This is a genomic window from Roseobacter sp. HKCC-CH-9208, assembly GCF_037805125.1.
Classification (GTDB): Bacteria; Pseudomonadota; Alphaproteobacteria; order Rhodobacterales; family Rhodobacteraceae; genus M30B80.
The window spans coordinates 505237-518604 of sequence record NZ_JBBLYK010000001.1 but is presented as its reverse complement, the minus strand read 5'-3'; the positions used below and the strand labels follow the sequence as shown (position 1 = coordinate 518604).

Sequence of the window (13368 nt, the reverse complement as noted above, 5' to 3'; positions counted from 1 at the left end):
CTGAATTTGGGGCGGGGCCGCGATTGAACGCGGCCCCCTCTCAACCATCGGGTGGCCCTATGAGGGCAGGGGTCTAGGCAGACCTAACGCGCGTGAAACCGCGGCACGGCCCGACCAAATTCATGACGATTGAAGATAGAAACGACTGACGGGGACAGGATGAGCGACACCACCAATTCAGGCCCGATGCTGGCGGCGGATGGAACCCCCCTCAAGACGAGCCTCGCCCGTGCCCTCAGACGCCAAAAGCTGCGTGCGCTGATGTTGATTGCGCCCCTTTTGGCCTTTGTTGTTTTGACATTTGTTGTCCCGATCGGATCGATGTTGTTTCGATCGGTGGAAAACCAAATTGTATCTGGCACGCTTCCCGAAACGGTTGAAGCGCTTGACGCTTGGGATGGCCAAGACGGCACCTTGCCAGATGAGACCGTGTTTCAAGCCCTATTTTTCGACATTTTCCGCGCTGCCGAGGCAAAGGAACATACCAAACTTGGCTCGCGCCTGAATTATGAACGCACGGGCCTTTCTTCGATGTTCCGCACCACAGGGCGGGGCATTGATGATATTGGCGAGGTGTTTCAAGATTGGCTTGAAGATGCAGATCCTGCCTTCAAGGACGGGATCACATGGTATGAGATGCTGTCTGGCACAGGCGGCGAAGATGTGATCGAAGCCCGCCGCGCCCTTTGGGCGAATATGGTGGGCGAGGGGTTTGCAGGCGATATTGGTTTTACCCTATCGGGCGAGATGGCAGCACTTCTGCCCCAAACCGCCGCCGCTTATAGTGACTGGGCCATCTATACCGCCATCGCGGATGAGGATGTGGTTTCCGAAGAAGACCCATGGGAGGCGGTATATGCGGCCTTGGCCCTTGATCTGGCGCGCGCTGATACAGCGGCCGCTCTAGCCTCATACACAGGGGCGGGCGCAGGCCCATTGGCCAATGTGATTGCAGCCCTGCCAACCCTGCCGCAAATTGATTTCCGCGCCGCATTCATCGAAGAAAATGATGGATGGGGCGATACGGAAAACTGGCAAACGATCAAGATTTACAGCCCTGATTACACCACAGGCTATTTCCTCAACGCGATTGATATGGAAAAGGGGCTTGAGGGTGTGAATGCTCGCCCTGAAAGCCAGCAGCTTTACATCAAACTGTTCATTCGCACGATGATTATGTCCTTGATCATCACAGGTTCCTGTATCCTGTTGGGCTATCCCGTGGCGTGGCTTTTGGCCAACCTACCTGTGCGCAGCGCCAATGTTTTGATGATCCTTGTTCTTCTGCCGTTCTGGACATCGCTCTTGGTGCGCACCAGTGCATGGAAAGTGCTGCTGCAACAGCAAGGCGTGATTAATGAAATCTTTGTCTGGCTTGGATTTGTCGATGATGCAAACCGCCTGATTTTGATGAATAACTCGACAGGCACGATTATTGCGATGACGCATATCTTGCTGCCCTTTATGATTTTGCCGCTTTATTCGGTGATGAAAACCATTCCGCCGTCTTACCTTCGCGCCGCCAAAAGTCTTGGCGCGACCAATTGGACAGCGTTCTGGCGGGTCTATTTCCCACAATCTGTTCCAGGGATTGGGGCGGGGTCGATTCTCGTGTTCATCTTGGCGATTGGCTATTACATCACGCCTGAAATCGTGGGCGGCACAGATGGTGTCTTTATCTCGAACCGCATTGCCTACCATATTTCATCCTCGCTCAACTGGGGCTTGGCGGCGGCTTTGGGCTCGATCCTTCTGGCCTTGGTCTTGGCGCTGTATTGGCTTTATGACCGCATTGTCGGCATTGATAACGTGAAATTGGGGGGCTGAGATTATGGCTCAATCGCTGAAACTTACGCTCAAGCGCCCCTCCCTTTGGGGGTTCACGGCACCCCTGACTGCGGCTGTGTCAGCGGCCTTTGGCTATATCGCAGGCACATCCTTTGGAAATCCGCTCACGGGGATTGTTGCGGGCGCTTTCATTGGGGGCATATTGGCGGCCTTGATGCACCCCATGGCTGAAAAGCGGATGATGGCGCGCCTTGGTGTGATTGCGATCTTCTTTGCCGCGGGTCTTTTCGCCACCAATTTGGGCGGCGGAATCGCAGCAGGCCTTGTGGGCGCGGTGCTGTCGTGGTTCGTCTTCTGGATCGACACGGGCGATTATCGCAAAGGCGTGCCGATTTATTATACAGGCGGGCAGACCCTTTGGCATAACAGTTTCCTGTTTATCTGTGGACTGATCTTCTTCTTTCTGATTGCCCCGCTTTTCCCCGTGATGTGGCTGTCGTTTAACGCGCAGGATTTCTTTACCTTCACGCCCGAGATGCTGGCTTTTGACCCCGAGGGGTATTCGCTGAAGCATTACCGCGATTTCCTGACCACGGATGAGTGGATGCAGCCGCTGAAAAACTCGCTGATCATTGCGCCGATTGCGACTGTGATCTCGGTTAGTCTTGGCACGTTGGCGGCCATCGGTTTGTCGCAATCCCATGTGCCTGGACGTCAAACCATCATGGCGGTTTTGATCTCGCCCATGATTGTGCCTTTGATCATCTCAGCGACAGGGATGTTCTTTTTCTACGCCCCTCTTGGTAATTGGTTGGAACTGACCTTGGGTCTGAACAAATCCTTCGTGGGTTATGTGAAGGTGATCTTGGCGCATGCCGTGTTGGGCGTGCCTTTTGTAATCATCACAGTGACCGCCACGCTTGTTGGCTTTGATCGGTCGCTGACGCGGGCGGCGGCGAATATGGGCGCAAACCCTGTGACCACCTTCTTCCGTGTGCAGATGCCGCTGATTTTGCCGGGTGTTATCTCAGGCGGTCTGTTCGCCTTTATCACCTCGTTTGACGAGGTTGTCGTGGTACTGTTTGTTGGTTCAGCGCAGCAGCAGACCCTGCCTTGGCAGATGTTCACGGGCCTCCGCGAACAAATCTCGCCAACGATTTTGGCGGCGGCCACGATCCTTGTGACCATCTCTATCCTGCTTTTGACCACAGTTGAACTTCTGCGCCGCAGATCAGAGCGACTGAGGGGCCTAAGCCCAAGCTGATTGGCGCAAGATCACATCATTAAGGCCGCATTGGGTATGCCGATGCGGCCTTTTTTTGATCTGATGTTATGATAGAATTTGTGGAAATTGATAGGAAATGTCTATGATCCAAAAATTGGAAATGCTGCTTGCTTTGGCTAAAACCCAGCACTTTGGCCGTGCGGCTGAATTGTTGGGGGTTACTCAGCCAAGCCTGTCCTCAGGGATCAAGCAACTGGAAGACCAGCTTGGGGTGAAGCTGGTGCAGCGCGGGTCACGCTTTGGCGGTCTGACTCCTGAGGGGCAACGCGCATTGGAGTGGGCGCGGCGTATCGTGGGCGATAGCCGCCAGTTGTGTGAAGAAATGCGTTATAGCCGCGAGGGGTTATCGGGCCATTTGCGCCTTGCGGTGATCCCAACCGCATTGACCGAAGCCGCGCGTCTCGTCAGCCGCTTTTCGCGCGCGCATCCCAATGTCAGTTTTTCTATTCTGTCTCGTTCGTCCGCCGAAATCCTCAAGCTGTTGGAAAATCTCGATGCAGATGCGGGTGTGACCTATTTGGACAATGAGCCTTTGGGACGCATGGTTAGCACGGGGCTCTATCGGGAAAATTACGCGGTTCTGTGCCGATCAGATCATCCTTTTGCGGCACAGACCCGAGTGGCATGGGCCGCGCTCGAGGGGATGAGCCTGAGCCTCCTAACCCCTGATATGCAAAATCGGCGGATCTTGAACCGCAATTTCGCGGCGCATGGTCTCGAGCCAAAATCGGTTGTCGAAAGCAATTCGACCATTGTTCTGGTGAGCCATGTGATTGAGGCAGGTGCGCTGACAGTTTTGCCGCAACCCATGGCGCAGTTCCTTGCCATTGGCCATGATCTGCGGGTGATCCCGTTGGAAGATGGGGCGCTGCGCCCTGAGGTGGGTTTGATCGCCCCCCATCAAGAGCCTTATACCCCCGTTTTCCGAAGCCTTTTACGCGTTGCGCGCGAGATGGCGGGCGAGGTAAATTGATAGATTTTGTCTATCGTTTAACGAAATTTTGATATTGAAACGGAATTAAGCCTCGGGCATTAGTCGGGCATCGCGCGCGCGTTCAGGCGTGGATGCGCGCGATCCTCACGACCAAAGGATTACGGCCATGCCCCGCGACCATGCTGATGCGAATGATCAAGACATCACGGCGATTGTGATGCGCCACATGGGGATGGAGGGGCCTCTGCTGCCCATGCTGCATGCCTTACAAGAGGAATTTGGGTATATTCCTGAAGCGGCCCGCCCGATCATTTGTGATGCGCTCAACATCACAGGCGCGGAATTGCACGGGGTAATCAGCTTTTATCATGATTTCCGCACAGCGCCGTCCGCGCGGCACAGCTTGAAAATTTGTCGTGCCGAGGCCTGTCAGGCTGTTGGCGGCAAAGCGCTGTCTGATCGTATTCTCGCGATGCTTGGACTGGATTGGGGGCAGGCGCGCGCCGATGGGAAATTGGTGGTTGAGTCTGTTTATTGTCTGGGCCTATGCGCCTGTGCGCCTGCGGCTATGCTGGATGGCAAATTGATCGGTCGCGCCACCGAAGAAAAAATCATTAAAACCTTATCGGAGGCGGGCCTATGAAAAAGATTTATATCCCCCGTGATGCCGCCGCCAAGGCGCTTGGGTCTGATGAGGTTGCGGCCACTTTGGCCGATGCGCTTATGGCCCGTGGGGAAGAGGCGCAGATCATCCGCAACGGAAGTCGCGGGATGATCTGGCTAGAACCTCTGGTCGAGATCGAAGAAAATGGCACCCGTTTGGCTTATGGCCCGATTGCGGCGGATCAAGTCGAGGATCTTCTGGCAGGCAAGATCGAGACGCTCGGCCCTGTCGAAGATATTCCGTTTTTTGCCAAGCAAAACCGCCTGACTTTTGCGCGCTGCGGTTTGATTGATCCGCTCAGCTTGTCGGATTACCGCGCTCACGGCGGCCTTGTGGGACTGTCTCGTGCCGCCGCCATGAGTGCCGCTGACATTGTCGCAGAGGTGATCGCCTCTGGATTGCGCGGGCGTGGTGGTGCAGGCTTCCCGACTGGGATCAAGTGGAAAACTGTCTCAGAGGCGGCAGGCCCTCAGAAATACATCGTTTGCAACGCAGACGAGGGGGATAGCGGAACCTTCGCGGATCGGATGATCATGGAAGGGGATCCTTTCTGCTTGATTGAAGGCATGGCGATTGCGGGACTGGCCACAGGGGCCACGCGCGGGTTTGTATATATCCGTTCCGAATATCCCGATGCGATTGAAGTGATGGAAGAGGCGGTCACCATCGCCCGTTCCGAAGGCGTTTTGGGTGACGATGTGTTGGGATCAGGCAAAGCCTTTGATCTTGAGATTCGCGTGGGGGCAGGGGCTTATGTTTGCGGCGAAGAGACATCGCTTCTGAACAGCCTTGAGGGCAAACGCGGTGTTGTGCGCGCCAAGCCGCCGCTGCCCGCCTTAGAGGGTTTTCTAGGGCGGCCAACCGTTGTGAATAACGTCCTGTCCTTGGCAACGATCCCTGTGATTTTCGAAAAAGGTGCGGCGCATTATGCCAGTTTTGGCCTTGGTCGGTCTAAAGGGACGATGCCAATCCAGATTGCAGGCAATGTTGCGCGCGGCGGGTTGTTTGAAACCGCCTTTGGGATGCCTTTGGGCGAATTGGTCAACGAGATTGTGGGCGGCACCGCTACGGGGCGGCCCGTCAAAGCGGTTCAGGTGGGCGGCCCCTTGGGTGCCTATATGCCCCCGTCCAAATTTGACACGCCTTTTGCCTATGAGGAATTTGATGGGCAGGGCGGGCTGATTGGGCATGCGGGCGTGGTCGTTTTTGACGACAGCGCCGACATGGTTCAGATGGCGCGGTTTGCGATGGAATTTTGCGCGGTGGAATCTTGCGGGAAATGCACGCCCTGCCGCATTGGGGCAAGACGCGGGGTGGAAACCATCGACCGCATTGCCGCCGGGGATGCGACCGCAATCCCCTTGTTGACCGATCTGTGCGAGACGATGAAAGACGGCTCGCTCTGCGCGCTTGGCGGGTTCACGCCTTACCCCGTCATGTCGGCGCTTCAGAATTTTCCAGATGAATTTGGGGCCACCCCCGCCAATCAGGCCGCGGAATAGGAGGGTTTTGATCCATGAAAGATTTCATCATTCCTTGGGATGACCGCGACATGGGAACGCCCGCTAAGACGGGCGCGCCTGTCAGTCTGACGATTGATGGTGTGGCGGTTACTGTGCCAGAGGGCACAAGCGTTATGCGCGCCGCGGCCGAGGCGGGATTGTCGATCCCCAAGCTCTGCGCGACGGACAGCCTTGAGGCCTTTGGCTCTTGCCGTTTATGCGTTGTCGAAATCGAGGGGCGGCGCGGCACGCCCGCCTCCTGCACGACACCCGTGGCCGAGGGTATGGTGGTTCATACCCAAAACGCCAAGCTGCACAAACTGCGCCGCGGGGTGATGGAGCTGTATATCAGCGATCACCCGCTTGATTGTTTGACATGTGCCGCCAATGGCGATTGCGAATTGCAGGACATGGCGGGCGCGGTTGGATTGCGCGATGTGCGCTATAGCGCGACCGAAGGGGCGAGTATCGCCAACCATTTCACCGCGCGTGATACCAATGGGGATCTCAACCCCGAATATTTACCCAAGGATGAAAGCAATCCTTATTTCACCTATGACCCCTCCAAATGCATCGTCTGCAACCGCTGTGTTCGGGCCTGCGAGGAGGTGCAAGGCACGTTTGCGCTGACCATCGAGGGGCGTGGGTTTGACAGCCGCGTATCTGCAGGCGGCCCGTTGGATGATTTCCTCAGTTCGGATTGCGTGTCATGCGGTGCTTGCGTGCAGGCCTGTCCAACTGCAACTTTGCAGGAAAAATCTGTCATCGAATTGGGCACGCCGCAACGCTCGGTCGTGACCACATGCGCCTATTGTGGTGTGGGCTGTTCGTTCAAAGCAGAATTGAATGGCGATCAATTGGTGCGGATGGTGCCCTATAAACACGGCAAGGCCAATCGCGGGCATTCCTGCGTGAAGGGGCGCTTTGCCTATGGTTACGCCACCCATAAAGACCGCATTTTGAACCCGATGATCCGTGATGACATCTCCGAGCCATGGCGCGAAGTGTCATGGGAGGAGGCGCTTGGCTTCGCCGCGCAAAAACTGCGGGGCATTCAGGCGACGTATGGCCAGAAATCCATCGGCGTGATCACCTCAAGCCGTTGCACGAACGAAGAAACCTTCCTTGTGCAAAAACTCGCGCGTGCGGTGTTTGGCAATAACAATACCGACACTTGTGCGCGGGTCTGCCATTCGCCAACCGGTTATGGCTTGGGCCAAACCTTTGGCACATCGGCAGGGACGCAAGATTTTGACTCGGTCGCGCATGCGGATGTGGTTGTCGTGATTGGGGCCAACCCAACCGATGGCCACCCCGTTTTCGCAAGCCGTCTGAAAAAGCGCCTGCGCCAAGGGGCAAAGCTGATTGTGATCGACCCACGCCGCATTGATCTGGTGAAATCCGCCCATATCAAGGCCGCGCATCACCTGCCGCTGAAGCCTGGCACAAATGTGGCGGTTGTTACGGCCATGGCCCATGTGATTGTCACCGAAGGTCTTGCGAACGAGGCCTATATCCGCGAGCGCTGCGATTGGGATGAGTTCGAAGATTACGCAGAATTTATTGCTGACCCGCGCCATAGCCCCGAGGCGGTTGAGGCTTTGACGGGTGTGCCTGCTGCGGAACTGCGCGCCGCAGCGCGCCTATATGCAACGGGCGGCAATGGGGCGATTTATTACGGCTTGGGTGTGACAGAGCATTCCCAAGGCTCGACCACAGTGATGGGGATCGCCAATCTGGCGATGCTTACGGGCAATGTGGGCCGCGAAGGGGTGGGTGTGAACCCGCTGCGTGGACAAAATAACGTGCAAGGCTCGTGTGATATGGGGTCTTTCCCGCATGAATTGCCGGGTTATCGCCATGTCAAAAACGCCGATGTGCGCGCTATTTTTGAGCAAGCTTGGGGCGTTGAGATTGACCCAGAGCCAGGCCTGCGCATTCCCAATATGTTGGATGCGGCAGTGGCGGGTAAGTTTAAAGGGCTTTACTGCCAAGGCGAAGATATCCTTCAGTCTGACCCAGATACCAAACATGTGGCGGCAGGTTTGGCCGCGATGGACTGCGTGATCGTGCATGATCTTTTCTTGAATGAAACTGCTAATTACGCCCACGTTTTCTTGCCTGGCTCAACCTTCCTTGAGAAAGATGGCACCTTCACCAATGCTGAGCGGCGCATCAACCGCGTGCGCGAAGTCATGGCGCCAAAGGCAGGGATGGCTGATTGGGAAGTAACGCAAGCCTTGGCCAATGCCATGGGGGCAGGGTGGAACTATACCCACCCGTCTCAAATCATGGAGGAAATCGCCGCCACCACCCCAAGCTTTGCTGGCGTTGATTACGCGGTGCTTGAGGAAAAAGGCAGCGTGCAATGGCCGTGCAATGACGCAAACCCAGAGGGCACGCCATTGATGCATGTTGATGGGTTTGTGCGCGGCAAGGGGCGCTTTATTCTGACTGAATATGTTGCCACCGATGAGCGCACAGGGCCGCGCTTCCCACTTTTGCTGACCACAGGGCGTATCTTGAGCCAGTATAATGTGGGGGCGCAGACACGGCGCACGGAAAACACCGTCTGGCATGAAGAGGATGTGTTGGAAATCCATCCCCATGACGCAGAAACACGCGGGATCAAGGAGGGCGATTACGTCAAGCTGGCCTCGCGGTCAGGCGAGACATCCCTGCGCGCCAAGATCACTGATCGCGTCAGCCCAGGTGTGGTCTATACAACCTTCCACCACCCGCAGACGCAGGCCAATGTGATCACCACCGATTTCTCGGATTGGGCCACGAATTGCCCTGAATATAAGGTGACAGCGGTGCAAGTGTCGCAATCAAATGGCCCAACTGAATGGCAAGAAAGCTATGAGGCGCAGGCCAAGGCGGCGCGGCGTATCCTGCCAGCGGCGGAATAGCTATGGCTGCGGCCCCTTTGGCGCGCGCGGTGGTAAAGGCCACCCGTGACGGCCTGACGGCCGAAGACCGTGCCTTGGCCGAAGAATGCCCTGTGGCCATGGTCTTTGATGGGGGCACGCAAGCGGTCATGATGGCCACCCCGCGTGATCTCGAAGATTTCGCGCGGGGCTTTGCCAAAACCGAAGGCTTTATCGCGAGCGATGCCGATATTCGCGAGATTGAGATTGTCCGCCACGAGGCGGGTGAAGGCATTGAAGCACGGCTTTGGCTTGATGCCGCGCAATCAAAGGTCTTGCAGGCGCGGCGCCGCTCGATGATGGGCCCTGTGGGATGTGGGCTGTGTGGTATTGATAGCCTTGCGCAAGCGATGCGGGATGTCGCGCCCTTACCGCACGATATAGCCCCTTTGCCCCTCACCCCGCTATTGGGTGCGGCGGAGGCCTTGCGGGGTCACCAACCTTTGCACGATGAAACCCATGCGGTTCACGCGGCGGCGTTTTTTCATCCCTCACAGGGCATTGTCTTGGCGCGCGAGGATGTTGGGCGGCACAATGCGCTTGATAAGCTGATCGGCGCGATGGGGGCGGCACATATTGATCCGACTGCGGGCGCGATTGTGATCACTAGCCGCGTCTCGGTCGAGATGGTGCAAAAAACCGTTATCGCAGGCGCGCCTGTGCTGATCGCGGTTTCCGCACCAACCGCGTTGGCCTTGGATGTTGCAGATCAGGCGGGGCTGTGCGTGGCGGCATTGGCGCGCAAAGGGCAATTTGAAATTTTCACGCATCCCCAGCGGATAGAACAAGGATAGATCACTGTGGCATCGGATAAGCTGATTACGATGGCGAACCAGATCGCCACATTTTTCGAAAGCCAAAAAGGCGATGACTTGGCCGAGCGTGTTGCGGCCCATCTGAACGATTTTTGGGGGCCAGAGATGCGCGCTGATTTCGTAGGCCTTGTCAGCGACTCGTCACAGGCTGGCCGATTGCATCCGCTGGCACGCGATGCCGTGGCATTGTTGCGTCTGCCTCAAGACTTTTGATCATCCTCTGCTGCGATGTCAGAGGTAAGATCAAGTTTTGATGCGGGTGAAAAGCCGCCCACCTCTTGCAGAACCATATCTCGGGCTCTAGATCACCTCACAGATAGTTGAGACCACCGAAGAAGGCAAAAAGAACGGGCAGCGGTCAGTGTGACCTTCCCATTATGCGCTCATGGCAGGTTGGCGCAGGTTGGGGCGATATCTTGGCGTTTTTCACGCGCATTCTCTATCGGACGCAGAAAATGCGCCGTTAATTGGGTGTCAGATATTGACCTTTCCCGCAAAGCCTTTGCAGATTGATACAGCATAATCGCGCATCACCCAAGATGCGCCTAGAACAGGGAAGTAACATGAGCAGCGCAGGCCAGATATTGCCTATCATTGCCATTTTACCGTTTTTGGGCGCCTTGGTGCCGGGGTTGATGATCCGCGCGGGGCGCAATGCTTGCGCCACATTTACCGCGATCCCCACGGCTTTGGCGCTTATTATGTTGGGCACGCTTGCCCCTGTGGTATTTCGTGGCGAGGTTTTGACCTATTCCGTCCCTTGGCTGCCTGCCATGGGTTTGGAGATGGCATTCTTCCTTGATGGTTTGGGCCTGATGTTTGCGGGCATGATCTTGGGCGTGGGCCTGTTGATCACGCTTTATGCGCGGTTCTACCTGTCGGACAAAGACCCGATGGGGCAATTTTACACCTATCTTCTGCTGTTCCAAGGCGCGATGCTCGGCATCGTTTTGTCTGACAATATCCTGCTTTTGCTGATTTTCTGGGAGTTGACCTCGCTCTCCTCCTTCTTGCTGATTGGCTACTGGAAACACCTGCCCGAAGGTCGCCAAGGCGCGCGGATGGCTTTGGCTGTCACGGGTGCGGGTGGTTTGGCCATGATCGGGGGATTGGTCATTTTGGGCCAGCTTGCAGGCAGCTATAACCTGACGGATATTTTGCAGGCAGGCGATGCGATCCGCGCCTCCGACTGGTATTTGCCCGCGCTGATTTTGATCCTGCTTGGCGCCTTTACAAAATCCGCGCAGTTCCCCTTCCATTTCTGGCTGCCCCACGCGATGGCTGCGCCCACACCTGTGTCAGCCTATCTGCATTCGGCGACCATGGTGAAGGCGGGCATTTTCTTGATGGCGCGGATGTGGCCCGTTTTGGCAGGCACGCCTGAGTGGTTCTACATCGTGGCCACGACAGGTTTGATCACGATGGTGATGGCCGCGAAGATCGCACTGTTCAAAGACGACCTAAAGGCATTGTTGGCCTTCTCGACTGTCAGCCATTTGGGCCTTTTGACCTTGCTCTTGGGGATGGGCACGAAATTTGCCGCTGTTGCGGCGGTGTTTCATATCCTCAACCACCTGACCTTTAAGGCCGCTTTGTTCATGAGCGTGGGAATTGTCGACCATGAAACCCATACCCGCGATATAAAGCGGCTCGGCGGTTTGCGTCACCTGATGCCCATCACCGCGGTGATTGCGGTGATTGGGTCGTTGTCTATGGCGGGTATCCCGCTTTTCAACGGGTTCTTGTCTAAGGAAATGATGCTTGAGGCGGCGGTGCATACCCCTTGGGCGGGGGCGCATTGGGTGATGCCAGTATTCGCAACCTTGGGGGCATTATTCTCGGTCGCCTATTCGTTCCGTTTGATCGTTCATGTCTTTTTTGGGCCAAAGCGGGATGACTATCCGCATATGCCGCATGATCCAGGATTTGGGATGTGGGCCGCGCCTGCCTTCTTGGTCGTTTTTGTTGTTTTGATCGGCCTCTTCCCCGCCCTGATTGCGGGGCCTTTGGTGGCCACGGCAGGGCAGGCGGTCATCGGCGGAGAGTTGCCCTATTACGCCCTCAAGATTTGGCATGGCTTCACGCCTGCCTTGTTTATATCCATCGGCGCGGTGGTAGGTGGTTTGATCCTGCTCGCCCTGCATGACAAGCTTGAGCGTCTTTGGAACGCGGTGCCGCGCCCTGAGGCGAAAGTGATTTTTGATGTTCTCTATGGTGCGGTTCAGCGGGCCATGTCGGCCCTTAACGGGGCGTTGCACAATGGCGCTATCAGTCGCTATTTGGCAATCTTCGTGGTTGCCATTTTGGCGGCAGGCTACATCGCGTATAGCGGCGCGGGTATCGGCCCTGTCACGCGCGAGGCTTTGCCAATCACCCCGATAGCCGCAGCTGGGTGGGTGGCCATGGTGATCGCAACGGCGCTTGTTGTCTTGAACCACCGCAAGCGGTTCTTGTCGCTGATTTTGATCAGTATTATCGGCCTGGGTGTCTCTGGTGCCTTTGTCTACCTCTCGGCGCCTGATCTGGCGGTGACGCAAATCTCGGTTGAGACGGTGACGATCTTGCTGTTGTTGATCGCGCTGCATTTCTTGCCGAAATACACCCCCACCGAAAGCAGCCCCGCTTTGCGCATGCGCGATGGTGCGATTGCGATTGGGGCGGGTGTTGGGGTTGCGGCCTTGTCTATGGCGTTCCTCTTGCGGGATTTTTCGTCAATCTCGCATTACCACCTCGCCAATTCCAAAACCGGCGGCGGCGGCACCAATGTGGTGAACGTGATCTTGGTCGATTTCCGTGGTTACGACACCTATGGCGAGATCATCGTTCTGGGTATTGCGGGTCTGGTTATCTATGCATTGATGGAGGCGCTGCTCTCAGGCCCTGTGGGGCGGCGGTTGCGGCGCAGCGCAAACCCTGATCGTGGGGATTTGTCGCGTGATCGTCACCCGTTGATGATGGTTGTCGCAACCCGCGTGATGCTGCCTATCGTGTTGATGGTCGGGGTCTACATGTTCCTGCGCGGCCATAACCAACCGGGTGGTGGCTTTGTTGCGGGGCTGATCGTGTCGATTGCGCTTTTGACGCAATATATGGCGTCAGGCTTTGCTTGGGCGCAGGAGCGGCAAAAATTCGAATATCACAGCTTGATTGGTTGGGGCGTGGTGATTGCAGGTATGACGGGGATGGGCGCGTGGCTTTCGGGCACGCCGTTCCTGACCTCTGCCTTTGGGTATTTCCATTTCCCGCCCATCGAGGAATTCGAATTGGCAACAGCGGCCCTTTTTGATCTGGGCGTCTTTTTGACGGTTCTGGGGGCGGTGATGCTGATGCTCTATTCCTTGGCTCGTATTGCCTTTACCAGCGGCGAGCGTGCCAATCCCGAACCAATGGATTTTGATCCCGCCCGCGCCGATGACACGGCGCAAGAGCAGACCGCGAAGGGGGTTTGAG

The 13368-nt window shown here is 56.5% G+C and carries 9 protein-coding genes; all 9 read left to right on the top strand.

From position 1 onward, the window contains the following. The first annotated feature begins 159 nt into the window (after positions 1–159). Positions 160–1827 (top strand): ABC transporter permease, encoded by a 1668-nt coding sequence (locus AAC621_RS02575; protein WP_340251938.1) that lies wholly within the window; start codon positions 160–162, stop codon positions 1825–1827. Positions 1828–1831: 4 nt separating this feature from the next. After that, a complete protein-coding gene (locus AAC621_RS02570) occupies positions 1832–3052 on the top strand; it encodes an ABC transporter permease (protein WP_340251935.1) in 1221 nt (406 codons plus the stop codon). Positions 3053–3155: 103 nt separating this feature from the next. Further along, on the top strand, positions 3156–4046 hold the full coding sequence (locus AAC621_RS02565) for a LysR family transcriptional regulator (protein ID WP_340251932.1): 891 nt from the start codon (positions 3156–3158) through the stop codon (positions 4044–4046). 127 nt (positions 4047–4173) lie between these two features. Further along, positions 4174–4650 carry a formate dehydrogenase subunit gamma gene (locus tag AAC621_RS02560; RefSeq protein ID WP_340251930.1) on the top strand — a complete coding sequence of 159 codons (477 nt, stop codon included), beginning with the start codon at positions 4174–4176 and terminating at the stop codon, positions 4648–4650. Then, complete coding sequence (locus AAC621_RS02555; RefSeq protein ID WP_340251928.1) at positions 4647–6173, top strand: formate dehydrogenase beta subunit; 1527 nt, start codon at positions 4647–4649, stop codon at positions 6171–6173. The genes AAC621_RS02560 and AAC621_RS02555 overlap by 4 nt, the downstream gene beginning before the upstream one ends. Before the next feature lie 14 nt (positions 6174–6187). After that, on the top strand, positions 6188–9085 hold the full coding sequence (gene fdhF, locus AAC621_RS02550; RefSeq protein ID WP_340251925.1) for a formate dehydrogenase subunit alpha: 2898 nt from the start codon (positions 6188–6190) through the stop codon (positions 9083–9085). Positions 9086–9087: 2 nt separating this feature from the next. Beyond that, entirely contained in the window at positions 9088–9897 is an 810-nt protein-coding gene (fdhD, locus tag AAC621_RS02545) for a formate dehydrogenase accessory sulfurtransferase FdhD (RefSeq protein WP_340251923.1), read from the top strand. Between the two features lie 6 nt (positions 9898–9903). Continuing rightward, a complete protein-coding gene (locus AAC621_RS02540) occupies positions 9904–10131 on the top strand; it encodes a formate dehydrogenase subunit delta (RefSeq protein WP_340251920.1) in 228 nt (75 codons plus the stop codon). 350 nt (positions 10132–10481) lie between these two features. Next, complete coding sequence (locus AAC621_RS02535; protein ID WP_340251918.1) at positions 10482–13367, top strand: monovalent cation/H+ antiporter subunit A; 2886 nt, start codon at positions 10482–10484, stop codon at positions 13365–13367. Position 13368 lies beyond the last annotated feature (1 nt).

Bases quoted from the DNA above. Each gene is read 5' to 3' on its own strand.
- AAC621_RS02575 (WP_340251938.1), top strand. From the start codon at position 160: ATGAGCGACACCACCAATTCAGGCCCGATGCTGGCGGCGGATGGAACC.
- AAC621_RS02570 (WP_340251935.1), top strand. From the start codon at position 1,832: ATGGCTCAATCGCTGAAACTTACGCTCAAGCGCCCCTCCCTTTGGGGG.
- AAC621_RS02565 (WP_340251932.1), top strand. From the start codon at position 3,156: ATGATCCAAAAATTGGAAATGCTGCTTGCTTTGGCTAAAACCCAGCAC.
- AAC621_RS02560 (WP_340251930.1), top strand. From the start codon at position 4,174: ATGCCCCGCGACCATGCTGATGCGAATGATCAAGACATCACGGCGATT.
- AAC621_RS02555 (WP_340251928.1), top strand. From the start codon at position 4,647: ATGAAAAAGATTTATATCCCCCGTGATGCCGCCGCCAAGGCGCTTGGG.
- fdhF (WP_340251925.1), top strand. From the start codon at position 6,188: ATGAAAGATTTCATCATTCCTTGGGATGACCGCGACATGGGAACGCCC.
- fdhD (WP_340251923.1), top strand. From the start codon at position 9,088: ATGGCTGCGGCCCCTTTGGCGCGCGCGGTGGTAAAGGCCACCCGTGAC.
- AAC621_RS02535 (WP_340251918.1), top strand. From the start codon at position 10,482: ATGAGCAGCGCAGGCCAGATATTGCCTATCATTGCCATTTTACCGTTT.